Below are 25,398 nucleotides of genomic sequence, written 5' to 3'. Positions count from 1 at the left end.
ACCTTTAATTATTATATAAAATTAATCTGTTAAAGTATTTATTTCTAATGCTAATTTAATCCACTTAATTGCCGAGTTAACAGAAGCTCTAAATGAAGTAGAATCATCTGCATCAATATTAATCATAATATTAGATCCATCTAACTCAATTGTCATGGATGATCTAAAATCCGGAGCAGTTTCAAATTCTAAAATTATTGCATCATAAATAATTTCAGCTTGATTGCTACTTTCAAATTCAACAGCTATATTACTTTTCACATGTTCCAGAGGACTTTCATCAATCATTTGTGACCTCTAAAATCTTTTTAACATTAATTTGGAATTCACGTTTATCTCCAAACTTATTAATGAAATGAATTCTAGCTACTGAATCATCGCTTTTAGAAACTAAAATATAATTATCTTCTGCTTTGTCTACTAAATCTAAGTCTAAAATTTCACTTAAAACATCGAGTTCTTTAACTTCAGACACTAATTTTAATTTAGATGGTGCAATATTTGATTTTTCTTTAGCTAATGTTACACCAATAAGAATCGTAAGTAATAATTCACCTTTATTTGAATAAAAAGAAATTCTACTAGGATTTCCTTTAATCTCATTAACAACAGCTAAGTTATATTCATCTACTTCTATTGTCTTTAACAATAACTCACGCATATTCATTTTACCTCTATTAACTGAGGTTGAATCTGTAGCATATGCTAAGTTTTTACAAAACTTTCTAGTTTTTTGAGAAGGTTTTCTAGAAGTTGATATTAACATTTAAATCAAAAATAGTAAAAAAATTTAGTAAAAGCAAAGGTATTATCTTGCTTTTATAACTCTTGTGGTTTCTGGAACATTTTTAAATAAAATCCTATATCTGCATTTAGGACATTTATTTTCCATGTAGCTTTTATGGTCTACTTCTGCTCCACAACGTGGACACCTATACAAGGCCTATTCCTCCACTTTAATATCTCTAATACTGCGTGCTGCAGATTTTGCCATAGGGGTTTGAGGAACATAAGCTCCACCAGTGAATACTGCACCACATTTTCTGCATTTCCAAATTCCAGCAGCTTGTCTTTTTACATATGGCCTATCACATTTAGGACAAACATGATTTTTTTTCATGTTTTCTTCAATGATTTTAACAGATCTTTTAGCTTTTCTTCCGTATCTTGCACCGAACCTACCTGTAATACCCACTTTTTTAGTTCTTGCCATTTATATTCTCTCCGTAATGAATTATAATTTAAAATAAATTGATTATATAAAATAATCATAAAACTATCTAATATTACAATATTAGATTAACTAATATTTAAATGTTTGCTTAAAAATAGCATATTAAGTAAAAAATTAATTTTTTGATGAAAAAAATAATTACCTATAAATCTTTTTGTCAATTCCAAACTTCCCATCAAAAAAATTCAAAATAATATCCAACTAGTCAAGTGTTGGATAATTAGGACTTTCATTAGTAATTAATAAGTCATGTGGATGAGATTCTTTTATACCACTGCTTGTAATTCTAACAAAGTTTGCTTTTTCCTGCATTGTTTTAATATTTTCAGCACCACAATAACCCATAGATGATTTTAAACCACCTACTAATTGGAATAATATTTCAGAAACAGTTCCTTTATATGGTACAGCTCCTTCAATTCCTTCTGGGACATATTTAGTATGGTTCATTTTACTTTTTTGTCCTTGGAAGTATCTATCTGCCCCACCATCAAATTCACTGGTCATTGCACCCATTGAACCCATTCCACGGTATTTTTTGTATTGTTTACCATTCATAACAACAATATCACCTGGAGCTTCGTATGAAGCTGCAAGTAAGTTTCCAAGCATTACAGCATCTGCACCGGCACCAATTGCTTTTGCAACATCACCAGAATATCTAATACCTCCATCAGCAATAATTGGAATGCCTGATTCAGCTGCTGCATCAGCAACATCTGAAATTGCAGTTAATTGCGGTACACCAACACCTGCAACAATACGGGTGGTGCACATTGAACCGGGACCAATACCTACTTTAAGTGCATCAACACCCATTGATATTAAGTCCTCTGCAGCTTCTGCAGTTGCAATGTTACCTACACATAATTCAGCATCAATATTATCTTTAATAGTCTCCGTAAATTTAACTACATTCATATTATGAGCATGAGCACAATCAATTGAAATAATATCCGCACCAGCTTGGTCAAGTGCCATTGCCCGGTCTAAGTCAAATGGACCGCAGGCAGCGGCAACTAAAAAATCACCATTATCGTCTCTTGATGCATTAGGATATTGGGATCTGTTTAAAATATCTTTAATAGTAATAATCCCAACTAATTTACCATCACGAAGAACAGGCAATCTTTCAACTTTATTATCATAAGCAATATTCAAAGCCTCTTCGGCAGTAACCCCTTCTTCAACAGTTACAACCTCTGAAGTCATGATATCTTTAACCGTCTTATCAGGTTCTGATTTTAAAACAGGCCTGATATCTCTTTTAGAGATAATGCCTATGATTTCATCACCGTCAACAACCGGCAGGCCACTGATAAGTTCATCTTGCATTTTTGCCTGAACATCAGCAATAGTTGAATCTTGAGTAATAGTTACAACATCACGAATAGTTAAATCTTCAGCACATTTGACTTTTTTAACCTCTTCAACCTGTCTTTCAAGTGTGATGTTTCTGTGAATTACACCTACCCCGCCTTCCTGTGCCATGGCTATTGCAAGATCTGCTTCAGTAACAGTATCCATAGCAGCACTTAAAATTGGAATATTTAACTTGATTCCATTTCCTAATTCAATTTTAGTATCAATATCTTTTGGTTCAACATAGCTTGCATTAGGAGTTAAAAGAAAATCGTCAAAAGTGTAAGACATTCTAGCTTCTTGTACTTTTTTAGAAAATGACATAATATAACACCTACTTAAAATGAATCAATTAATTCTTTAAGCTCAGCTACGGCAGTATGGTGGATTTTACCAGTATTTCTGTCACCACCAACACAAGCGGCTCCTCTAATACCAACCACATCACAACCAAGATCATATAATGGTTTCAATTGGTCTTTTTTAACAGAACCTGCAAGTGCAGTTAACAAATCATAACTGTGAGCTTCGTATACAAACTCTTTGAGTTGATCTAAATCCAAATAATCAAATAAAGAATGACCGTCTTTAACAGCAGTGTCAAGCATTGCAAGGTCACAACCTGCATCATTTGCTACTTTTGGTATTTCCATAGGGTCAACTGCACCTACACGGTGAGCATCAGCATAACCTGCTGCTACAATAATAGTATCTTCTCTAACATCTTTTACAGTTTTTACAACGTTTTCCATGACTTCAACTGCTTCATCATGGTCTTTTGTCCCATATAAACCTACTTTAATATAGTCTGCTCCTGAAACATGTGCGCCCATTGCTGCAAGTGAAACTGTACCTGGCTTGTAAGGCACATCTCCTAGAGTAGCACTAACTAGCTTATCTTCAGGAGTCAATTCTCTTATTTCGGGAATCACCCATGTGAAATTAGCACCAAGAGATCCTTCTTTAGGATTTTTCACATCAACAATATCTGCTCCACCTTCAATAGATTCAAGAGCTTCTTCACGATTTATAGGACTAATTAATAGAAGCATGTATTTCCTCCAATATTATATTATAATATAATAATATTATTCCTTTATTATTTATAAATACTATTGTTTTATTAGAAATTTTTAATAAAATAGAGTGTTTGGCAAAATTAATAATAAAATAACTAATATGGGGAATTATTTTGGCTAACATTGTCTTTAATTTTACCATGAGCTTTAGGGTAAAATCCAATATCAGTAGACAATTTTCTCATATTTTCAAGTATTTCATTTGTAGGAATGCTCAATGGACAATTTAAAGTGCACAATCCACATAAAGTGCACATATAAAGTCCTGAGTTAAAACAAGTTTCATCATCTTCAATAAATTTAGACATCGCAACACCACGGCCACCTAAGTAATTGTTAAATCCAAATTCGTTTCCAACGGAATTATATACTGGACAGTGAACAATGCAATTTCCACATCCAATGCAATATAAACATTCTTCGATTGCTTCGCTTCTACCATTATCTAAAAGAATAACTACAACTCTTTCAGCACCATACATATTTTTTAGGAGTTTTTTCTCAATATCTGCCGTTTTTGATGGTCCTGAAATTACATTCATATATGAAGTGACATAATTTCCTGTTGCAAACAGTGCTTCCAGTTTTACAACAGAAATAGCATCCTCCAATGTCGGCACTATTTTATCAATTCCAACTACAATTATATGCAAATCTTTTAGAGACACAATTGAAATATTACCTTCATTGTGAGCCATTACAATAGAACCTTCTTCGGCAGCAATTGCATTAGCTCCACTTATACCTACCCTTGCATTTTCAAGGCGTTTTAGAACATCAATTCTAACAAATTCCATAATTTCACGAGGATTCTCATGAACATTGGCATCTAGAGAACCATTGACAATCTTAGCAATTTCACGTACATTCAAATGTGAAGCCGGCCCTGTCGGATGAACTGGTTTATTATCGGTTTTTTTAAGCTGCAGGATCCTGTCTCCAAGGTCAGTTTCAATAACCTCAATATTCAAATGATCTTTAAGATTAATTTCACCTAATGTATTTGATTTTGCCTTAGCAATTACTTTAGCATCATACTCATTAAGTAAATCATCAATATAACTTAATGCATCCTTTGAGTTTTTTGCAAATTTCACATCAATATCGTTACGCCTAAATGATTTGCAAATCTCATCAAATAACTCATTTTTATGTTCAATTGAATACTTTTTAACTTTCTGGACCAGTTTAATCAGTCTTTTAGAGGAGGGCGAATCCTTAATAGAGTTTGATCTATTTTTAACTGTGTTAAATGATTTTCTCATAGTTTCAAGTTCATTGGATTTCATCTAACCCCCCATATTTTACTAAAAATTCAGTTAAATCAAGTACTTCCATCCCTTCGTTTTTTAAGTTTAGTTTGCAAAACGGACAAGGAGTTATTAAGACATTGCAATCAGTATCTTTAGCTTGAGCAATTCTTGATTTTGCCATTTGTGCTGCAATTTCGGGATATGCTGATTTTACACCACCTCCAGCACCGCAACATAAACTATTTTCACGAATATTTTCCATTTCAACCAAATTGGCTACATTTTCAATGACCTCTCTAGGTTCATCAAAAACATTCATATGACGACCCAAATGACATGAATCATGATAAGTAACATCCAAATCGCTTTTTTTAAAATCAAATTTGCCTTCTTTGATTAAGTGAGACAATAATTGTGAAATGTGAATAACATCCAAACCTTCATAGTCTTCTTTTAGTGTTTTATAACAACCTGCACAAGATGCTATGATTTTTTCATCCTTTAGACATTCTGTATTCTTTTCAATTTGTTCCTGTGCTTCTTTTAAAAAACCTGTCCTTAGCAAGACTGACCCACAACAATTTTCATCTTCTAGAATATGATAGCCAACACCTGCGAGATTTAATAATTTCTCTGTTGCTTTTGAAATATCTGTCTGTTTTTCTCTTGCAGTACAACCTCTAAAATAAAGCATTATTCATCCTCTTTATCATCAAGAGATATTTCATTTGAAAGAGCTATCTCTTTTACTATCTTATTTGTATCATCCTGTAATTTGTCAATTTTATTAAATAATCTAAAGATTATGTAAAACAACACTACAAAGACAACAATGATGATAAAATCCAAACCACGGTTATACCAAATAGGTTTGCAAATTTCTCACTAAAATTTGGGAAAATTGAAAATAAAATAACAAACAGCCATAAACTAGTCCACAATACAGTTGTAAGCAAAGATTGTTTTTCCTTTAAATATCTAATTAAAAACCAAACAATAGCAATAACTGAAATTATTGGGAATAATATTGAATATAATAACATTTAATCACCTTAAAATTGATGTCTAATCATTTGAAGCAATATTTTAAATGCTTCTTTAATATTTGTTCCTTTTGCTTGAGTTTCCGGAGTGTAGATTGTTTGAATAGGAACTTCTACAAATGGAATATCATTATCATTAACTTCACGGATGAATTCTGATGAAATAAGATATCCTCTAGCATTAATATTAATTTTTCTTAAAGTTTCAATTGTCAATGCTCGAAAACCAGTTTGTGAGTCACTTACATCTACTTTATAAAATATTTTTGTTAACAAATTCATTATAGCATTGGCAATATTTCTACTTAAAGGCATGTCCTTAAGAGGCCTAACTCCAATTACGGCTTGAGCCCTACCAGTTATTAATGGCTCTAAAACATTTTCTAAATCATCGGCTGAATGTTGACCATCCGAATCCATATTAACAATGAATTTTGGATTATATCTTAAAACTGCATCAAAACCTGTCTGCATTGCCACCCCAACACCACGATTGATAATGTGGGAGAATATGTAAATATTTTTAGGATATTTCCTTTGGGATTCCCTAACTACCTCTAATGTATTGTCTAGAGAACCATCATTAACAATGATCATTTTATATCCTTTTTTAGCAATTTCTTCAATGACCGGTTGAATTCTCGTTGCCTCATTATATGCTGGAAGAATAACATAAGTTGAATGTTTATCTTCATCGGAAATTTCAAAATTCATCTTACACCTATTTATAATGGACCAGCATCCTCTTTTCCTTCACGTATTCCCCTACCTGCTTCTTTTCTCATTGCTTTTCTATGATACATCATTTTAATTAAATTTTGAGCATGTTCACGTGCTCTATTTTCTGCAAGTTTAGCAAGTTCAACTGAGTCTTCTTCTTCATCTTCATGGACAAATACCTCTAATATATGAGTATTTGTCATAAGCTGTGCGTTAATTAAACCTGTCGATGCTTCATGAGCACACATCTTATCTTTCTCCATTGGCCCAGGCATTCCAAGAGCCAATACTACATCACAGTTTTCCTCTTCAATGAGGATTTTAGCAGTGACCGGCAAGTCTTTAACTCCCGGAACGGTTTTACGAATTATTTTTAAATCATAAGCATTCTTTTTTAACTCGTCAATAGCTGCAGAAGCCATGTCAAAACGAGCAAATGTTGTATCACAAATTCCAATCCTCATGTAAATTCACCTTATAAAAAAATTATGTTTCTAATAATATAAATGTTTAATTAAAATAAAAAAGTATTATGAAATATTACTTGGAGTAATAATTTAGGAAGTATAATTATGAAAAAAATCTTATTGAGGATGTGACGCAAAATTTTTAATTGAATTTTGTGTTTTTAGATTTTTTATATTTTTTCTTATTTTTAGTTGTTTTTAGTGTTTATTTCGTTGTATATTCTTTTTAGGTTGTGTCCGATTGTATATAATTTGAATTCTGTATTTGTGTTTTTTATTCCGGTTGTTGTGAATTCATGGAGTTTCATGTTTTGTTTTATGTGTGCAAATGGTAATTCTGCTGTTTTTGATCGTTTTTTGTAGATTTTTTGTGCCCATTCTGTTTCCATTTTCCGTTGCATTCTAATCTTGGAAGGGTTGCCATAGTCTTGAATTGTTCTGTAATTCTTTTTTTTGCAGCAGATTTCTTTCATAACACAGTTTTTACATTCATTAGTCCAATAAGTTATTCTTTGTTTGTTTTTGTATTCATATGTTCGTCTTCGATATAAAATTTCTCCCAAAGGACAGATGTAGGTTTCAATTTCTGCATCGTAGCAGAAATTGTCTTTTTGGAATGGTTTTTCCCACAGATTATATTTCTTTTCTTTTCTTGAGAGTTTTCTGGTGGATATGTATCCTTCTAAGCCTTTTTCTTCAAGATAGGTTGTGTTTTCATCAGTTGAATATCCATTATCAGCACTGAATTGGAAATTGGAAGGCAATTCATCATAGATTCCAGTTAAATTGTTTTCTAATTGTTCTATTGATGGAATAAGCTCGAAATGGTCTGTTGGATTTTGTGTAATGTATGAAGATAGGATTATTCCTTTGTATTCATCCACAATGATTTGTGCATTGTAATCCCATTCCCATTTGCCTTTTTTATTCATCATCAAGCGAGCATCAGGGTCGTTAATGCTGATTACATCTTTTGGTGATTCTTTTACTTTTTCTTCGAGTTCATTGAGTTTTTTTAAAACTTTTTCTGGATTTTTTTCTGCTTGTTTTAAAAGATTTAAACTTGAAGAACGCAATTTATCTTTGTTTCTATTATTTTTAGAAGATTCTTGAATTTCTTTTACTGTTTCTTTGAATTTTTCTTTGTCTGTTAATGATTCTGGAACTGAATTTCCAGATTCATCTCCGAGTTCATCATCTTCTTGCTGATCAAGTTCAATACTTTTTTCAAGGTGTTCTTTCATGATTTTAATTTGGTTTTCATCAGTTAATTTATTAATTGATGTTTTTGCTTTGATTTTAGTTCCATCCAAGCTCAAATGATGGATTTTTATTAAATCATTTTCCTTTGCAATTTTGATGGTTGTTTTGAATGCTTCGTCGATTAAATCAGCATAATCGACTTTAAATCGCGCAATTGTCCGATAGGATGGTTTTTCCATTGCTGCAAGATACATATATGCAATGTCAGTTCTTGTTTTTCTTTCTATTTCTCTTGAAGACAATCCTCCATCAAATACGCTCATTAAAATGAGCCTGAGCAATAATTCTCGAGGATAAGCAAATTCACCAGGCTTTCCACGAAATTCCTGGTTTGCTTTCGAACAATCAATTAAATCAACCACATTTTTAATAAAATAGCAAGGATGATCTTCAGGAATCAAATTTCGCAAGTCCATAGGGACCAACATAGTCTGATTTATATTATCATCTTTTAAAACCATGAATAAAACAACCATAAATATTAATATCTATAATAAAAGATTGTACTTCATAGTATATAAAATTAAAGGAAAATTAGTCAATTAAAATTAGAAAAAATTGTGACTTCGTGTCACATCCTCAAGTAATAAAAAAAAGATTAAATGAATAAGAAGATTATTTATCTTTAAGCATATCCTCTTTTTCATCAGGAGTTAATTGTTCAACGATTTCTTCAGGAGTTCCTTCATCAAGAAGCTTTCCACCCCTCATTAAAGAAGCCCTATCACAAACATCTAAAACAAAATCCATATCGTGAGAAATGATGATGAATGTTTGTTCTAATTCAGTACGTGCTTTTAAGATAGAATCTGTGACAATGACTCTTGTAACAGGATCCATAGTGCCTGTTGGTTCATCTAAAACAATGAGTTTAGGTTCTTTAATTAAAACTTGTGCAAGAGCAACCCTATGTCTTTCACCCACACTTAGTTGGTCAGGATATTTGTCTAAAATATTTACAGCAACATCATCTGTAAAGCCAACTGTAGTCAATGCATGAATAGCTTTAATCTTACCGAACTCAGCAGGCAAATCTAAACTAATAGCATCAGTCAAGTTACCTAAAATTGTTCTGTGAGGATATAATGAATATTCCTGATGCAATAAACCAATATAAGGCATGATACGTCCACGGTTAAGAGGACCTACTTTTGTCATGTCAATCCATTCATCACCAAGTTTGATTTTGATTTCACCACTGCTTGGTTCAGTTAAACCCATTAACATTCTAGTAGTGGTGGTTTTACCAGAACCACTTAAACCAACAATTCCGTAGATTTCTTCTTTATTAATGGTTAAACTAACACCATCAACGGCTTTAACAACTCCACGTTCAATAGAGTAATAATGTTTTTTAACATCTTCCAGAACCACTTCTGGTTCGCCGAACTCTGGAATTTCTGGTTTTTTAGGAATCGGAACAGTTTCCAGAAAGTGATTCACAACAACTTCAGGTTCACCTTCTTCTTTGATTTGACCTGCTTCCAACCAGATAACATTATCTGCAAGTTCTGTCATTACTTCAGGCCAATGGGAAGTAATTAACATTGTAATTCCCTTGTCTTTAACACCGGTTTTCAAAGTGTTATGAAGTTTAACTGCAGTTTGAGGATCCAGTGTACCTGTCGGTTCATCTGCTAAAAACATCATTGGATTTTTAGCTAATTGTCTTGCAAGTACAACTCTCTGTTTTTCCCCCCCACTTAAATCACGAGCAATATGAGTAATTCTATGGTTCATTTGAACCATTTCTAACAATTCTAAAGCAGCATATAACGATTCTTCATACTCAACATCATCAGGCATTGCCCTCATAACATTTTCAATAACAGATTCCTCATCATATAATGCAAAGTTACGTTGTAACATGATTGAAATTCTTCTTTTAATACTTGCGAATAATTTCCTTTCAGCATTGAAAAAATCAACTTCTTTAGCTTCATATGTAGCTCCACAACTACATTTTTCACCTACATGAACCGGTGATTCAACCGCCAGACATTCTGGACAAACGGCAATATTTATTATAATATTACCTGCATCTGGCTTGTATTCCTTGGTTCCCCGAAGCATATTAATTAAAACTGATTTTCCACTTCCACTACGTCCCAATATACCTAAAGTCTCTCCTTCATTAATCTTTAAATTGATATCTTTAAGAACATCCACTCCGTCAAAACTTTTTGTAATATTCTTAAGAGTTATAAAATCCATTAAATCACCTATTGTATTAATTTTTATTCTAAATTATTAATAACACTTTCTAATAACAATTGTTTTAAATATTTTAAAAATCAGCAATATTAAAATCTAAATTTCCAGAAATAAGTGAACGAGCTATTGAAAAGCCATCAACTCCAGTATCAACCATCTTTAAAAGATTTTCATTTGAATTTACAGAATTATTTCCAATAACCTTAATATTAACAGCATTACAAATTTCTTGTAAAAGTTCCCAGTCAGCTTCGAAAAATCCTTTTTTCATTGCATCAATATGCAAATAATTAACGCCACTCTCTTCAATGATATTGGCTAACCTTATTGTATCAGTTCCTTCAACATTAGCTCTGATTTTAACTGAAACCTCACTTTTTACATTATCAACAACATTGGAAATAAAATCAGACAAATCTGGGCGAAATAACATTTCTTGACCACAACCAATGGCTAAAATTTCATTTTGACGACAATGACAATTGATTTCAATAATATCCAAATTCTTAATATTTCCAACATCAATAATCGGTTGCGGAGTTGTTGATCGTACATTAGCTGAGACTTTTACATTAGCATGCGCTTTTTTAATTGATTTGACCTCATTTTCAATATGGGTAAAAATTTCATTTAAAGGGAAATAAAATTCATTCCGTCCCCTTTCGATGATTTTTCTACTTGCTTCGATGGTGGGCGTATCTAAACTATACCCCCCTAAAGTAGCCACATCAAAACCATATGGAATAACCTTATTTAAAAATTCTGAATCAGTTATTCCCGCCATCGGAGCAACTACTTTCATCATGACAATTTCCTCAATATTCTTTTTCGACTACCCAAGTCCACATTCCATTATTATGAGCCCTTATTTCTTCAAGACCAATGTCCGCCATATAAGCGGCATCTTCAGCATTTTTACCTCTGCCTATTCCAGCTTTAAGTTTAATGCCAATTTCTTCATCGATTTCAATCATTATCTCTTCTATATCTTTTTCAGATAATCCATTACACGGAGCCATGAAGTTATCTCCTCCAATGAAGAATAATAATGCTCCTTTTTTAATCAATTTAGTCATTAAATAATGTTGAGCTTTATTAACAATGAAACTTGTATCAAAAGCAGATTCAATATCAGTTAAGGTTTCTGTGACACTATTAATATCAATATGAGCTGCTTGAACAAAACTATCCTTTTCATCAACTAAACTATCAATAGCTAAAATTTCTTTTCTTTTTCCTGATTGGGCACTGCCTGCATTTTGAAGAGCAATAGTAGCTAATTTTTGGGCTTCATGAGGAGTTTCAGCAGATCCAACACCCATACTTATAGTAATTGGATATCTGTTTCTAATAGACCTTTGAATTCTTAAGTGGTCTTCTTCATCCAAACCGTTTGAAACCGCAAGTAAGTTATCAAATCTTGTAAAGAAAACTAAACCTTTTTTGTTTCCAAAATGACTATTCAAGTCTGCAAACAAATTTGCTTGTAGCATTTGTAGATCGGATTCAGTTCTTGGCTTTGGAGTTACAGTCCAAGGCCCATAATTGTCTATTTGTATTAAAGTCATTTGTATCATTTGATAATCGCCTCTTATTAAGGAATACTATCTATAATAATTTGTGCCAGATTTTTCTTAACGCCTAAATTATTCATTACTGTATTTGTAATTGTTACCTTATTAACTATTTGATTTAATTGTAATAATAATTGTTCATCTTCATTATCAATTACAATATTGTCTAAAAAATTTTTATATAATGATACTACACCCATAGCTGAAACTTCAATGTTTAAAGCCCTCATGAATTTACTGGCTGGACCTGAAACTGCTCCATAACCGATAATTGGTGAAACCGCAACAACGTAAGTGTCTTTTAAAGCGTCACGAACACCTTCAAGAGATAATATTGGTAAAATTGAAGTGATTGGATTAGACGGTCCGATGATTACTGCATCAGAATTTTTAATTGCATCTACAACCCCTTCACTTGGTGCGACCTCGGAAAATTGGATATCCAAAACCTCCGGGTTTGACTGATGCTTGATTAAAAAATCATGAAATTCCAAGTCCCCGATATCTGAAATAATTTTAATATTGGAATGCTGTTCACTCATAGGAATGATTTTGGATTTAATGCCCATATTTTTAGCCTGAATTTCACATGCTTTACAAAGACCATATTCATTCATCAACTGAGTCTTTTGTATTTTGGTTGCACGGTCTATATCTCCAATTCTAAGCAATTCATCATGACCTAGCTCTTTGAGCCTTTCATGAGTAATGAAGGTATCATCTTTAACACCATACCAAACTTCTTCATTAATCATGTCAGCCATAGTGTATAAAACCGTGTCAATATCGGCAGAAACATAAACACCGGAAAAATAATTGTTTTCCAAAGTATTTACAATAATTGTTAGCTCCCTTGGGTCAACAATTTCTTTTAGACCTTGTAATAATTTAGGAGTTCCAGTTCCTCCAGATAAAACAGTAATCATAACAATCCCTATTTTCTAAAAACATCTGCTTTTTTAGGCATTAAAACAGACTTAACATTTGAGTCAGTATTCCTCAAAGTATCAAAACTACTAAATCCCCGTATAATAACAACTGGAAGTCCTTCATCAGCCTGCCCCATAATAAGAGAAGCGGCAGATGCCAATTCATCACAGATAGCGATTTCAGTTGTTTCCAGTTCCCTGCCATATAAATCCTTTTCACCAACACGTTTCCAAATAGGTGAAATTCCAGAACAACCTACTGTAGTACCAATGGCTCCAAATCTAAATGCTCTTCCTTGAGTATCAGTGATTATAACTGCAATTTCTTCATCGAATTCATTTTCTAAAAATTCACGAATTGCTTGTGCAGATTTATCCGCATCCTTTGGCATTGGAGTGGCCAATCCAATTCCGACATTAGACTCATCAATGCCTGCATTTGCACATACAAAACCGTGTTTTGTTTCAGTTATAATGAAATTATGCCCGATACGGACAACTTCTTTAGATTCATTTAAAATAGCTTCAACCAAACGTGGATCTTTACCAGAATCGTTTGCAAGTCTAATTGCAAATTCGGATGGGATTAAATCATCCAGTCTGATGAAGTTTTCTTCAGCTTTAGAGATTAATGTTTCAGCAATTAAAACAATATCTCCATGATTTAACCTACATCCCTGTTTTTCAATAGCCTCTTTAATAATCTGAGAAATGTTACATTCCCCATCAATAATAGGAATATTTTCTAAGCCAAATAATTCAATACTCATAATAATCATCTAAAAAAAAATTAAAAAAAGAAAAATTATGGATTATAGACATCCAGAGTCCATTCTCCATCAAAAACGGTAGCACAAGAAGTGACCGGTTTCTCATAATTTGCAAAAGCACCTTCATCAAAAATATACTTTGCAGCGCCACTAGAAGTACCCTCTTCAAAATCAACCTTGTCAGGCAATTGATTGCCATAAGTTGAAATGAATACCGCCTCACCATATGATACTTCTTCAACTAATAGTTTTTTATCACTAACAATACCAACATAACATGCATAATCCTCTTTTTCAGTAGTTGAGGTAACAACAGCTGCTATCCTTGGAGTATTATAATCATCTTTTTCATAATCCATAGTTAGTAAGGAATAAGCCAATGCATCCTTAATTCCCATTCCTAAAGCAATCTTATCTGCAATAACATCAGTATGAGAACCATTAGACACAACAGCCATATCTCCCACTATACGAATACTATTATATGAAATATAAGTATTCTTATAGATATCCTTTTCAAAACCTTCTATCGGGACAACAGCTACCCTATCATCAGATTTTAAACATTTCCTATTTGGAAATGACCTACTTGATACCCTGTATGCTGCAAAAGGTTTGCCATCACCATTCATCCCTATTGATAAAATTCTCCCATTATACATTTTTTCTCTCCATTTAAAGTTCAGGACGTTGAACAGCCTGATTTGCTGATACTCCAGGCGGTGTCTTAATGACAATTTCACCAGGTTTAATAATAACCTGTCCTTTGTCAATGACATTAGCATGCACACCTACCGAACTTCCAGCAATCGCATCAGAACGGTCCTGACCATTAACAGTCACTTTATGTAGATTGGCCACTGGCATAACATAATATTCCTGATCTCCAGAAACATCAGTGACATTAAGCTTCCCCCCACTATCATCAGCTTGGTCAGTGACATCTGCTTGAACACCTGTAGCTGAAAAATTACTAGTAACTACTAAAAAAATCATTATAGTAAATAGAATATCAATAAATGGAACTAAATTGATACTTGGCTTTTGTTCTAAAAATTTCTTTTTATGTTTTCTTACATCAAGAGCCATCTAATCACCTATTGTCTTAGTTTACTTTCAGTAATTTCAGCAGTGACATTACATTTCTCTAAAATAATATTCACAATACTTTTATCCAACATGCTTGGTTTAAAAGAAACTTTAATATTGGCATAAGGGTCTGAAATCAGTCTGGTATTTACAACACCATCAGCTTCCTGTAGTGCTTCAAGTGCACATTCCACATTAGAATCCACTCTAACTTTTACTACTGCATATCCCCAGTTGGTCATTTTTGTAGCAAGTTCAATTTTATCCATTTCAGATTCAATAAGACCTTGAATATAGGTATATAATGGCAATAACACAATAGCCACTAAAAGACCCATGATAGTAGTCGTTAAAGCTACATAAATACCTTCCGCCATCGCTGCAGAATCAGGATGAACGCCTAAAGATTTAAAGGTCATCCAAATACCAATAACTGTACCGATCAAACCTAAAAACGGAGCGAGTTCAGTAATTGTTTTAATTGTGCTTAAACCTTTAGTCATTTTAGCTAATTCAACAATGAATATTTGCTCCATACTTTCTTCAACTTCAGTTTTATTTTTATAACCAATCTTTAAAGTTTCAGAAATAATTCTAGAAATAGGATTTTTAAAACCGTTAATTTGTTTTAAAGCTTCAACAGCACCTCCTCTTTCCATAGATGCTGTTACAACACCGAAAATTTCAGTTGTATCAACTTTACTTATTTTTCTAAGATATGCAATTTTTCTCAATGAAATAAGAAAACCATAAATGCCCACAAAAAGAATTATATAAGTGATAATTCCTCCCTGAGCGAAAATATCCATTATCCCATCAATAAAAGGCATAATATATTCAACAATCATTTTTATCCCTATAAATTATCTATTAAAATTATTTATGAAAATACTTTTATTAATACACATACTTAAAATTATTTAAAAAAGGACTTCTCGAAAACTTGTGTGGTAAATTATTTTCCGATTAAGTTGTGCACTTAAATCATTTCATTTTAGCGACGGTATTCCAGGACAACCTAACAAAGTCAGGCATTTCATCATAAGTATAGTTAGTTAAGAATTTTTTTGTAGTTGGGTCAGATGGATACCCGGAACCGATTCCTCCAGATTTAATAAATTCCTCATTAATCTCAGCTATCTGGTCATCCCTTTCAGCTTTTGCAATAATGGATGCTGCACTTACCTGAATATAATTATCATCAGCTTTATGTTCAGCAATGACATTGAATCCCGTATCTTTGCATAAATTTTCTTGAAATCTCTCAGCTTTTACATCAACAGCATCAACAATAGCTTTTTCAGGTTTTAATCTTAGAATCAAGTCTTCCATTGCATTCTTTTCAATTTCATTAAGATTAATACCTTCTGCTCGCATTTCATCAATTTCACTAGCAGTAATTACAATAATGTCATATTCAAACATTTTCTTTAATTTACGGGACAAAATAGTGCGGCGATGAGGAGCTAGTTTTTTTGAATCTTTAACCCCCATTCTTTCAAGGACTTTTTCCATTTTTTCAGGAACAATAACTCCCGCAATAACCATAGGACCTAAAACAGACCCCCTTCCAGCTTCATCAATACCTAAAATATCCATATAAATCAAAAAAAAATAATAAAAAAAGAAGTGAAATAAAATAAATTTATTTCATAGCCCTAAGACGGACTTCAGGTTCTAACGCTAAAGGTTCGGCTGCTACGATTGCAGTTCCTTTTGCTACAACAGTCATTGGATCTTCGGAAATTTCTATAGGTATGGCAATTTCATCAAAGATTCTTTCTTTTAATCCACGAAGTCTTGAACTTCCACCAACAGCAACAGAATTGTTATAAACACCCATCATCAATTCAGGAGACAGCCTTTCTAAAATAACATTTAAACCATCAACAATTTGTTGCATGAAAGGTTCTACTGCATCTGCAACAAGCATAGAATCAATGACTACTTTTTTAGGACGATTGGTTTCTAATGATTTACCAATTATTTCCACACTTAAGTTTTCAAGTTGTTCGGAACAATGCACCATGCCAACTTCCATTTTAGCAGATTCCGCATCATGAATACCAATTGCTACATCGTATTTTTCTGCTACAAGTTCAACGATTTTATTATCAATATCGTCTCCACCACATCTTACGGTTTCAATATCATTAATTCCGCCAAGAGAAATAATTACAATATCAGTTGAACCAGCACCAATATCCACAACCATAGTACCATTTGGTTCTGCTATAGGCAAACCTGCACCAATGGCCGCAGCCAATCCTTCACTGATTACTAAGATATTTTGTGCACCTGCTTTTCTTCCAATCTCTTCAGCAGCGTTTTTTTCTACTTCAGATGCATCACCAGGAATGCCAATGACGATTCTTCCTATAGTTTCACCTTCATTAATACCTATCTGCATTGCTTTAATGAGTAATGCCTGTGCCTGTACAACGTTTTCAATGACTCCTTTTTTTAATGGTCTTACTGCAAGAATATCTTCAGGAGTTCTTCCCAACATTTTTTTAGCTTCTTCACCGACAGCTAAAACTTCAGCAGGATCATCTTTTTTTACTGCAACAACAGAAGGAATCTGGTATAAATCAAATTTATCCCCTGACGGTTTTGCAATTACAGTATTTAAAGTTCCTAAATCAATTCCTAAACTGTTACTAATGACTTTAGTGTTTTCAGTTTGTGGTTCTTCATCTTCATTTCCAAAAATATTCATGATTAATCCTCCGTTACAATGTCTCTGAAATCTATAACGAAAATTCTATTAGATGTAGCTATACTTTGAACTTTCCCAACATCACCATCTTTTTCAACAGAAAGCAAAATTGTTGATAGAACAATTTCATTTGCATTATAAAATGGTTTAAGAGCAGACTTAATAAAGTTTGGCAATTTAACATCACTGTTAAAATCAATATCAATGAAACTGGTAGTTTGAGATTCTTTAATTATTGCAACAGGAATCTTTGATTTTTCAATTTTGGATACAGAGTCCCTAATTACATCATCAGGCCCGACAAGCACCATCAAGTTTGGTTCTTGAGACAAATAATCTCTTGCAATATGAATAAACGCCCCACCACATTTTTGAGTGTCATTCTTAAAATCGTTAAGGATTAAAGAATTTCCATAAAGCATGATAAAATCAAATTTTTTATCAAGCTTGCCTTCATTAAGAATTACATGTTCTCTGAATAATATTTTAACTTTATGATTAGAAGCTATGGCTTTATATGCCATATCATCAATCAATCCAACATTACCTGCAATAACACACCAGTCTTTTTCAATTTTTGAGTTTCCGTCTGACGAAATTCTTGCGGCTTGCCTGAGAACACGTATATTATCTTCAATCATTTAACTACTCACAATTCATTAATATAACTTCTTTATTAAAATAAACAATAAATTTAACTTATAACTATTAAATTTGAAAAATAATATCCTAATCCAATGCGTAAATAATGAAATTTATTGCTATTATTTAAAGTCTAACAATTAATATTTATTAAAAATATTATTATATATATTTTATCTTTAAGTCATTGAAATTTTAAAAGAAAATCTAAAATTTAAAAACAAATTATTTAACAATGCAAAATAAAAATATAACCAACAATACCATATTATCACTATGAAATAACTTGTTGAAATAATTATAATAAAATTTAAGTAAAATTGAGATTGAATCCAAGAATAGATTAATAAGAAATAAAAATAAAAGTATTATTGGAGTTAAAATATGGATAGCATAAACACAGAAATTGAAAGTTTCATAGCAATGTCGGATATAATCTCATTGTTAAATATGAGTTCAGGATTTCTATCAATTATCTGCTCAATTAACAATAATTTTGAATTATCCGCAATCCTTATGATAATTGCTATCATGTTTGACTCAGTAGATGGTTGGGTAGCAAGAAAAAGAAATAGGCAAGATGACCTAGACTTCGGAAAGAATATTGATTCACTATCAGATGTAATTTCCTTTGGAATTGCTCCGGCAATATTTATTTTTAGCTGCATTAACCCTGCCCATGGCATTTTTCAAACAATTGTAATACTTGTTAGTTTATTAATAGTTGTCTGCGGAGTTTTAAGATTAACAAGATATAATGTAATTGCAGGAAAAATTGAAACTGATGATTTCATTGGTTTGCCAATACCATGTATGTCCTTTATAATAGCTACATTATACCTTAGTGGAATATTTAATCCTGTTTCAGCATTAATTTTAAGTATTCTTGTCTCATTACTAATGATTAGTAATATCAGATATCCTAAATTTGACAATATCCCATTAATTGGAATATCGGTTATATTAATTATATTATTAATTCTTCCAATTAACCTAACAATATATAACATTAACATGGCAGGATTATTGTTACTCCTATTTTGTCTACATTACCTAATAATTAATTTAATTAAAAGATAATACCACAGTACTCCTAATAATTAAATTAACCATCTAACAATTAAAAGGAGTATCTAAAATGAAAGATGAAAAACCAAGAGATCCATTATATCCCAAAGGTTTCAGACAAACTCAAGAATTAAAAACCCAAATTTCACAAGAGTTTCCAAAGCCTGAAGAAAAAGAAGAAAAAGATGAGTTATCTCCTTTAAAAAAATTAAATCATAAGCTAGGAGTTTATTTGACCCCAAATTCCGTTGACATAAGTGATAATGAAAGAAAAAGGAAAATTGGAATAATCATAACAACAATGATTTTTTTAACATTGATTATTTCGGCTTATTATTTCATAATATATGAACCTGCCCAAGAAGAGTTATCTATCGCAAAAACAACAAAACTAAATGAACTCCATGATTTGTATTCAGGGGCTTTGACCACATCTCCAAATGCCATGATGCTAGAAGAAAAAATAAACGACGCTAACACAGCCGAGGAAATTCAAGTAATAAATATACTGACTCCAGCAACAAAAGACTGGCAATCCTATCATGAAAAATCAGTTAACTCGAACATGGACAAATATAACAGAACAATGGCCATTTATGAAAATGAAAGTAAAAGCACAATTATTCCAGCATCAGAAGCTATGGAAATCATTAGCGAAAATGATGCAACAATTCTTTCAAGAATTAAATTTGAAGAACCGAATACTGTATCCGTCCCCATTTTAGTTTCAAGACTTCAGGCAGGAGCCGGACTTGTTAGAGAAGGCAGTGTTGTAGACATCTATACAAGTAACAATTCAACTGATGAAAATTACACAAGCACCAACACCACTCCTGAAATAAGCGGATGCACTGTTTTATCTATAATGAGATATGAGGAAAATGGGGAAATTGATGCTGAATACTCAAAATCAAATATGAATGTTGAAGGAAACAATACCAATCCAAAAGAAAATACTAAACGTTTCTCATCAGATGTGTTGGAAATGATAAAAGGTGCAATTGTCAAAGGTTATGATGAAAAACAGACCCTTAAAATGCTTAAAGATTATGGGGTTAAATTATCTAATTACGAGCGAGAAATTAATTTAGGTGATTTGGATGCCCAATATATGCTTTTAATAGAAACACCGCAAGATAAAGTTAATTATGTCCTGAAAAATATGGACAATATAATATTGACGATACCTACATCAGAAGCACCTGATTGGATGGTATCTGAAATCAACTCAACATATAATAATTAAAAAAAGTATTATATGAGATACTACAAAATTGATATCATGGACAAACCTAAAATTTCAACAATGATTGTGATAATTTGTTTGCTTATTATCGGATTATATGCAATGGGAGAAGTGAATTACTATTCAGCAAAACTAGTAATTGAAAAAAACATTGATTCTCCTAAAATTATAATCCCTTCAATTGGGGTTGATGAAAAAATTAACAACAAATCCTTAAATCAGGGCGTATTAAGTGATCCTGGTGAAAATGTTCCGCCCAATGATACGGTTGTACTGTATGGACACAGAACCCTTCAAGGATCACCATTTTTAAGGTTAAATGAACTTGAAATTGGAGATTCATTCTTACTAGAATGGCCTGGAGTAGGTGAGCTAAACTATACTGTAACAAATACAACAATTGTGCCTGCATCATATAACTTAAAATATGGCGGTGCAAACAGTACAATATTAGTCACCTGTGATCCTATTGGGTCAACTGAAAATAGACTATTAGTTTACGGCGAGTTAAATAATATAAGTTCCATAAACGAGAAGATTATTAAAAACAATCCCCAAGAGTTTAATGCGTTAATGATTTCGTCAATATTTCTAATAGTCGGATTGGCATTTAGTTTCTTTTATCCTAAAGACAACAGAATATACATTTTAATCACAGTAATAATCATTTCAGCGATTTTATTTTACTGTTTCATAAATCCAATCCCTTCCGAACAAATTTATGATAAAATAATATTTTTAAATGGAGGAGCATGATGGATGTAGATAAGGAATACTTTTCAAATATAACTGCCCGAGAAAGAGCCATATTTGAAGGTGCTATTAGTATGGGCGCATTATTTCATCAGTTTGTAGGAACACCCATAAATAAAAAATCTAAAGAAAGTTTAGAAAAAGCTATTGAAGAGTCTGTAAGCCTGCAACCTGCAATTGAGAAAGTGGAAGCTAAAATAAGATTTGATAAACTTGAAGAATCAATGACCGAATTTGAATACACCTCCCTAACCGGCGATATGTTAGATGTTAAAATCCATACAAAAGTGGAGAATGTCAAAGCAATTATTAGAATTGAATTTAATGAAGAACTGAATTATCCTTTAATGTATGTTGAAAGCATAAAAGATTAATAAATATCTTTTAAATCTTTCAATAATTCTTTTAAATGATTCTTTTTAACATGATTCATTAAAACGACCCTGATTGCAACAGGACATTTAGCAACAGACACTTTCCATCCCAAATCTTCTAATTTTTGAGCTAAATCATTAGTGGCCATATCCGGATGATTAAAAGCTATTATGTTTAATTCAGGTTCACAAATTAGTTCATAACCTAACTCTTTTAGATTTCCAGCTAAAAATTTAGTATTTTCCATTAAATTTTCAGCTAATTTAAAATAACCTTCTTTTCCAAAGTATTTCATAATTGCATAAGTCGCAGCTGATGAAGCTCCTAAACGAGTTCCTACAATGGTGGATTGTGTTTTAACAGTTAAATATGGTGAATCAACAGCCATTACATCCAAATATTCACTGTGTCTAAAAATAATTCCTCCAGCAGGAATCGGAGCCAAACCCATTTTATGAGGATCAACAGTTATAGAACAAACTCCTTCAAGTGAAAAATCAAAATTAGGTAAGTCATAACCAAGTTCTTTTAAAAATGGAATTGAAAATCCGCCAAATGCCGCGTCAACATGGAAATAAATATTATTTTCCAAAGCGATTTTTGAAATTTCCTCAATTGGATCTATTAAACCTAATTCAGTAGTGCCTGCAATAGCAACAATAGCTACTGTTTTATCAGATATTGCCTCCCTAACAGATTCAACATCTATTTTATAATTGTCATCTAATTTAGCTTCAACTATCTCCAGATTTAACATGTCAGCAGCTTTTTTAAATGAAAAATGAGCAGAATCGGGAATAATTATTTCACCATCAGTTATCCCCTTATATTTTCTTGCATGATTTCTTGCAGCCCTTATCGCCATTAAATTAGCTTCAGTCCCCCCTGTGACAATATTGCCATAAGCATTGTCAAGAGACAATAAATCCCCAATAGATTTAATAACCTCATTTTCAATTTGTTTAGTTCCTTTAAATAATCCAGGATCACCCAAATTGGTGTCCAGAAATTCACAATAAACTTTTTTAGCAAAAGGATGGGCTTCAGTACACATTGAGCCTAAAATTCTGCCGTCTGCATAATCATGATCCAAACTATGAATTTCCTCTAATTCCTTTAAAATAACTTGCTTATCTGCTGGTTTATCATCCATAAAATAACCTAATTTATTGTTAAAAATAAAAATAAAAAAAGAAAATAAAAGATATTATTCTAAACGTTTACGAGCAGCGTCAAGAATAATTTTTTGTTCAGCACGAGCAACAGTTTTTCTCACATCAGCAATAGCGTCAGTATTGGAAGAAACACTACTAATTCCAAATTCAACAAGTTTTTCAACAATGTGAGGGACACTGCCTGCTTGACCACAAATACTGCAGGTCACACCTGCTTCAGCACATTTCCTAATTGTTCTTTCAATTAATTTCATTACTGCAGGGTGTTCTTCAGAGTAGTGTTTTGCAACAAATTCGTTGTTTCTATCTACTGCAAGAGTGTATTGAGTTAAATCGTTGGTTCCTAAACTTACAAAGTCTATTCCAACATTAATATATTCATCAATCATTATCGCAGCTGCTGGAATTTCAACCATCATTCCAAAGTCAACATCCCTGTGAGGTTCAAGACCCACATCAGAACAGATCGCTTTGGCTTGTATAAGCTCTTCAGGACTTTGTGACAATGGAATCATAATACCAATATTTGTGTATCCTTTTTCATGCAATTTTTTAATAGCTTTAAATTCGCATTCAAGAATTTCAGGTTGGTCAAGTTCTCTTCTAATTCCTCTCCAACCAAGCATTGGATTATGCTCCATAGGTTCGTTTTCCCCACCTTCCAAAGTGATGAATTCGTCAGTAGGCGCATCTAAAGTTCTATACCATACAGGTTTTGGATAAAATGCATCTGCTACGATTTGAACATTATCAGCAATTGTATCAATTAACTCATCTTCCCTGTTCTCAGCAATAAATTTACCTGGGTGAACACCGGAAGTCAACATCAAATGTTCAGTTCTTAAAAGTCCAACACCATCAGCACCGGTAGCTGCAGCTTTCTGTGCAGCTTCAGGCATACTAACATTAGCCTTAACTTCAGTTACAGTAATAATAGGAGCTGATTCAACAGTGCCTGTAACAATATTTGCAGATTCCTCTTTAATCTCAAAGATTCCGTCAAATACCAATCCTTTTTTACCATCTATTGTAACACCAAAATTTTCTTCTAATTTTGTTGTAGCATCAGCAGTTCCTACAACACAAGGAATTCCAAGTTCACGAGAAATAATTGATGCATGACATGTTACTCCACCTTCATCAGTTACAATGCCGCTTGCCCTTCTCATGGCAGGAACCATATCCGGTGTGGTCATTGTTGTAACCATGATGTCACCATCTTTAATTTTATCTAGTTCATCAATGTCGAAAACAACTTTAACATTACCAGATGCCATACCAGGACTTGCTCCAAGACCCCTTACAAGAACATCACCTAACTCAGAAGATGCATCATCATTTCCTTCAGATCCAATATCACCTAAAGTTGTAATTGGCCTAGCTTGCAATAAGAATAAACTATCATTTTCAAAAGCCCATTCAGTATCCATTGGCTCACCATAATGAGCTTGAACTCTTTTACCCATTTCAGTTAATTCAATGAGCTCTTCATCTGACAATACCCTTTTATTTCTTAAATCTTCAGGAACATCAACTTTTATACTGGTGCCTTTATCATCATTAGTGTACATTATTTTTTTATCACTAATTGTAACATTAATAATTTCATTAGCTTTTTTATCAACCTGGTAATTATCAGGAGTTACATCACCAGATACAACAGCTTCTCCAAGACCCCATGACCCTTCTATTAAAGCTATTTCTTCACCGGTGGATGGATTTACAGTAAACATTACTCCTGCTTTATCTGCATGTGCCATTTTCTGAACAACAACAGCGATGAAAACTTTTGAATGTTCAAAGTTGTTTTCCTCCCTGTAAAAGATTGCTCTTGCTTCAAATAAGGAAGCCCAACATTTTCTAATGTATTCAATTACTTCATCATCCCCAGAAACATGTAAGAAAGTATCCTGTTGACCTGCAAATGACGCTTCAGGCAAATCTTCTGCGGTTGCAGATGATCTGATTGCCACATCAACGTCATCTTCCCCAACTCTTTGACAAAGTTCATTATAATATTCACGAATAAATAAAACTAAATCTTCTGGAATAGGTGCTTCAATAATAAGTTCTTTGATTTCCTTGGAAGCGGCTTGAAGAGCTTTAGTATCATTGATATCAATTTCTTCAAGAATGCTCATAACTTTATCGTTGATTCCTGCCTCATCCATAAATTTTTCATAAGCTTGCGCAGTTACTACAAAACCTGGTGGAACTGGAATACCCGCTTGGGTTAATTCACCCAAATTAGCACCTTTTCCGCCTGCAATTCTAATATCGGATTTGGATAAATCCTCAAATTTTACAACATACATGAAATATAACCTCTCAGATTAAAAATATATTACATTGACCATAAGAATCAGTCAATATTAATATTAAATATGATTTTTAAAGTTTAAATATTTAATGAAAAAAAAGTA

The 25,398-nt window shown here is 32.5% G+C and carries 28 protein-coding genes and 1 pseudogene; 4 read left to right on the top strand and 25 right to left on the bottom strand.

The window, feature by feature from the left end:
• Positions 1-21: 21 nt before the first annotated feature.
• The 23 genes and pseudogenes from Q9968_RS03505 to Q9968_RS03395 all read right to left on the bottom strand — a co-directional run bounded on the left by Q9968_RS03505 (position 22) and on the right by Q9968_RS03395 (position 18,357).
• Positions 22-288, bottom strand: coding sequence for a KEOPS complex subunit Pcc1 (locus Q9968_RS03505; protein WP_305513505.1), 267 nt, complete (start codon positions 286-288; stop codon positions 22-24).
• Positions 281-766 carry a Brix domain-containing protein gene (locus Q9968_RS03500; protein ID WP_305513503.1) on the bottom strand — a complete coding sequence of 162 codons (486 nt, stop codon included), beginning with the start codon at positions 764-766 and terminating at the stop codon, positions 281-283. The genes Q9968_RS03505 and Q9968_RS03500 overlap by 8 nt, the downstream gene beginning before the upstream one ends.
• A 42-nt stretch (positions 767-808) precedes the next feature.
• Positions 809-940, bottom strand: a complete 132-nt coding sequence (locus tag Q9968_RS03495) for a DNA-directed RNA polymerase subunit P (RefSeq protein ID WP_292608962.1) — start codon at positions 938-940, stop codon at positions 809-811.
• 3 nt (positions 941-943) lie between these two features.
• Entirely contained in the window at positions 944-1,213 is a 270-nt protein-coding gene (gene rpl37A, locus Q9968_RS03490) for a 50S ribosomal protein L37Ae (RefSeq protein WP_292874571.1), read from the bottom strand.
• 222 nt (positions 1,214-1,435) lie between these two features.
• Complete coding sequence (guaB, locus tag Q9968_RS03485) at positions 1,436-2,920, bottom strand: IMP dehydrogenase (RefSeq protein ID WP_305513496.1); 1,485 nt, start codon at positions 2,918-2,920, stop codon at positions 1,436-1,438.
• A gap of 14 nt (positions 2,921-2,934) precedes the next feature.
• Entirely contained in the window at positions 2,935-3,648 is a 714-nt protein-coding gene (locus tag Q9968_RS03480) for a (5-formylfuran-3-yl)methyl phosphate synthase (protein WP_305513494.1), read from the bottom strand.
• A 122-nt stretch (positions 3,649-3,770) separates the two neighbouring features.
• A complete protein-coding gene (locus tag Q9968_RS03475) occupies positions 3,771-4,964 on the bottom strand; it encodes an LUD domain-containing protein (protein ID WP_305513492.1) in 1,194 nt (397 codons plus the stop codon).
• Positions 4,951-5,622: a (Fe-S)-binding protein gene (locus Q9968_RS03470; protein WP_305513490.1), complete on the bottom strand. Its 672-nt coding sequence runs from the start codon at positions 5,620-5,622 to the stop codon at positions 4,951-4,953. Before Q9968_RS03470 ends, Q9968_RS03475 begins: the two co-directional genes overlap by 14 nt.
• Positions 5,622-5,971: pseudogene (locus Q9968_RS03465) on the bottom strand (DUF2304 family protein). The gene Q9968_RS03470 and the pseudogene Q9968_RS03465 overlap by 1 nt, the downstream one beginning before the upstream one ends.
• Before the next feature lie 9 nt (positions 5,972-5,980).
• Entirely contained in the window at positions 5,981-6,685 is a 705-nt protein-coding gene (locus Q9968_RS03460; protein WP_305513488.1) for a glycosyltransferase family 2 protein, read from the bottom strand.
• Positions 6,686-6,696: 11 nt separating this feature from the next.
• Positions 6,697-7,155 (bottom strand): riboflavin synthase, encoded by a 459-nt coding sequence (ribC, locus tag Q9968_RS03455; RefSeq protein ID WP_305513486.1) that lies wholly within the window; start codon positions 7,153-7,155, stop codon positions 6,697-6,699.
• A gap of 191 nt (positions 7,156-7,346) precedes the next feature.
• Positions 7,347-8,837 (bottom strand): IS1182 family transposase, encoded by a 1,491-nt coding sequence (locus Q9968_RS03450; protein WP_305513484.1) that lies wholly within the window; start codon positions 8,835-8,837, stop codon positions 7,347-7,349.
• A gap of 199 nt (positions 8,838-9,036) precedes the next feature.
• The gene (atwA, locus tag Q9968_RS03445; RefSeq protein WP_305513482.1) at positions 9,037-10,635 is read right to left on the bottom strand and encodes a methyl coenzyme M reductase system, component A2; all 1,599 of its coding nucleotides are present in this window, start codon (positions 10,633-10,635) and stop codon (positions 9,037-9,039) included.
• 73 nt (positions 10,636-10,708) lie between these two features.
• On the bottom strand, positions 10,709-11,419 hold the full coding sequence (locus Q9968_RS03440) for a tRNA-dihydrouridine synthase (RefSeq protein WP_342765943.1): 711 nt from the start codon (positions 11,417-11,419) through the stop codon (positions 10,709-10,711).
• Positions 11,420-11,450: 31 nt separating this feature from the next.
• The gene (locus Q9968_RS03435; RefSeq protein ID WP_305513478.1) at positions 11,451-12,212 is read right to left on the bottom strand and encodes a GTP cyclohydrolase III; all 762 of its coding nucleotides are present in this window, start codon (positions 12,210-12,212) and stop codon (positions 11,451-11,453) included.
• A 17-nt stretch (positions 12,213-12,229) separates the two neighbouring features.
• Positions 12,230-13,135 carry a 2-phospho-L-lactate transferase gene (gene cofD, locus Q9968_RS03430; protein WP_305513476.1) on the bottom strand — a complete coding sequence of 302 codons (906 nt, stop codon included), beginning with the start codon at positions 13,133-13,135 and terminating at the stop codon, positions 12,230-12,232.
• A gap of 8 nt (positions 13,136-13,143) precedes the next feature.
• Positions 13,144-13,917 (bottom strand): coenzyme F420-0:L-glutamate ligase, encoded by a 774-nt coding sequence (locus tag Q9968_RS03425; protein ID WP_305513474.1) that lies wholly within the window; start codon positions 13,915-13,917, stop codon positions 13,144-13,146.
• Positions 13,918-13,943: 26 nt separating this feature from the next.
• Positions 13,944-14,570, bottom strand: a complete 627-nt coding sequence (locus Q9968_RS03420; RefSeq protein ID WP_305513469.1) for an IMP cyclohydrolase — start codon at positions 14,568-14,570, stop codon at positions 13,944-13,946.
• A 13-nt stretch (positions 14,571-14,583) separates the two neighbouring features.
• Positions 14,584-14,997 carry a biopolymer transporter ExbD gene (locus Q9968_RS03415; RefSeq protein WP_305513467.1) on the bottom strand — a complete coding sequence of 138 codons (414 nt, stop codon included), beginning with the start codon at positions 14,995-14,997 and terminating at the stop codon, positions 14,584-14,586.
• Positions 14,998-15,005: 8 nt separating this feature from the next.
• A complete protein-coding gene (locus Q9968_RS03410; RefSeq protein ID WP_305513465.1) occupies positions 15,006-15,845 on the bottom strand; it encodes a MotA/TolQ/ExbB proton channel family protein in 840 nt (279 codons plus the stop codon).
• A gap of 136 nt (positions 15,846-15,981) precedes the next feature.
• Positions 15,982-16,596: a ribonuclease HII gene (gene rnhB, locus Q9968_RS03405; protein WP_305513711.1), complete on the bottom strand. Its 615-nt coding sequence runs from the start codon at positions 16,594-16,596 to the stop codon at positions 15,982-15,984.
• A 46-nt stretch (positions 16,597-16,642) separates the two neighbouring features.
• Complete coding sequence (locus Q9968_RS03400) at positions 16,643-17,716, bottom strand: rod shape-determining protein (RefSeq protein ID WP_305513463.1); 1,074 nt, start codon at positions 17,714-17,716, stop codon at positions 16,643-16,645.
• 2 nt (positions 17,717-17,718) lie between these two features.
• Positions 17,719-18,357: a hypothetical protein gene (locus Q9968_RS03395; protein WP_305513461.1), complete on the bottom strand. Its 639-nt coding sequence runs from the start codon at positions 18,355-18,357 to the stop codon at positions 17,719-17,721.
• Between the two features lie 385 nt (positions 18,358-18,742).
• Between Q9968_RS03395 and Q9968_RS03390 the strand changes: the two genes are divergently transcribed.
• From Q9968_RS03390 to Q9968_RS03375, 4 genes are read left to right on the top strand one after another with little or no spacing between them, the layout of a single operon-like run.
• Entirely contained in the window at positions 18,743-19,438 is a 696-nt protein-coding gene (locus Q9968_RS03390) for an archaetidylserine synthase (protein WP_305513459.1), read from the top strand.
• A 58-nt stretch (positions 19,439-19,496) separates the two neighbouring features.
• A complete protein-coding gene (locus tag Q9968_RS03385; RefSeq protein WP_305513457.1) occupies positions 19,497-20,672 on the top strand; it encodes a DUF515 domain-containing protein in 1,176 nt (391 codons plus the stop codon).
• Between the two features lie 36 nt (positions 20,673-20,708).
• On the top strand, positions 20,709-21,428 hold the full coding sequence (locus tag Q9968_RS03380) for a sortase (protein WP_305513455.1): 720 nt from the start codon (positions 20,709-20,711) through the stop codon (positions 21,426-21,428).
• Positions 21,428-21,799 carry a dihydroneopterin aldolase family protein gene (locus Q9968_RS03375; RefSeq protein ID WP_305513709.1) on the top strand — a complete coding sequence of 124 codons (372 nt, stop codon included), beginning with the start codon at positions 21,428-21,430 and terminating at the stop codon, positions 21,797-21,799. Before Q9968_RS03380 ends, Q9968_RS03375 begins: the two co-directional genes overlap by 1 nt.
• Here Q9968_RS03375 and mfnA read toward each other — a convergent pair.
• Positions 21,796-22,953, bottom strand: coding sequence for a tyrosine decarboxylase MfnA (gene mfnA, locus Q9968_RS03370; RefSeq protein WP_305513453.1), 1,158 nt, complete (start codon positions 22,951-22,953; stop codon positions 21,796-21,798). The two genes, Q9968_RS03375 and mfnA, sit on opposite strands and share 4 nt — an antisense overlap.
• A 54-nt stretch (positions 22,954-23,007) precedes the next feature.
• The gene (gene ppsA / locus Q9968_RS03365; protein WP_305513451.1) at positions 23,008-25,290 is read right to left on the bottom strand and encodes a phosphoenolpyruvate synthase; all 2,283 of its coding nucleotides are present in this window, start codon (positions 25,288-25,290) and stop codon (positions 23,008-23,010) included.
• Positions 25,291-25,398: the final 108 nt, after the last annotated feature.

It is taken from the genome of Methanobrevibacter sp. V14 (assembly GCF_963082475.1).
Lineage (GTDB): Archaea > Methanobacteriota > Methanobacteria > Methanobacteriales > Methanobacteriaceae > Methanocatella.
The sequence above is the reverse complement of the archived record's forward strand: the minus strand, read 5'-3'. Positions and strand labels throughout refer to the sequence as shown.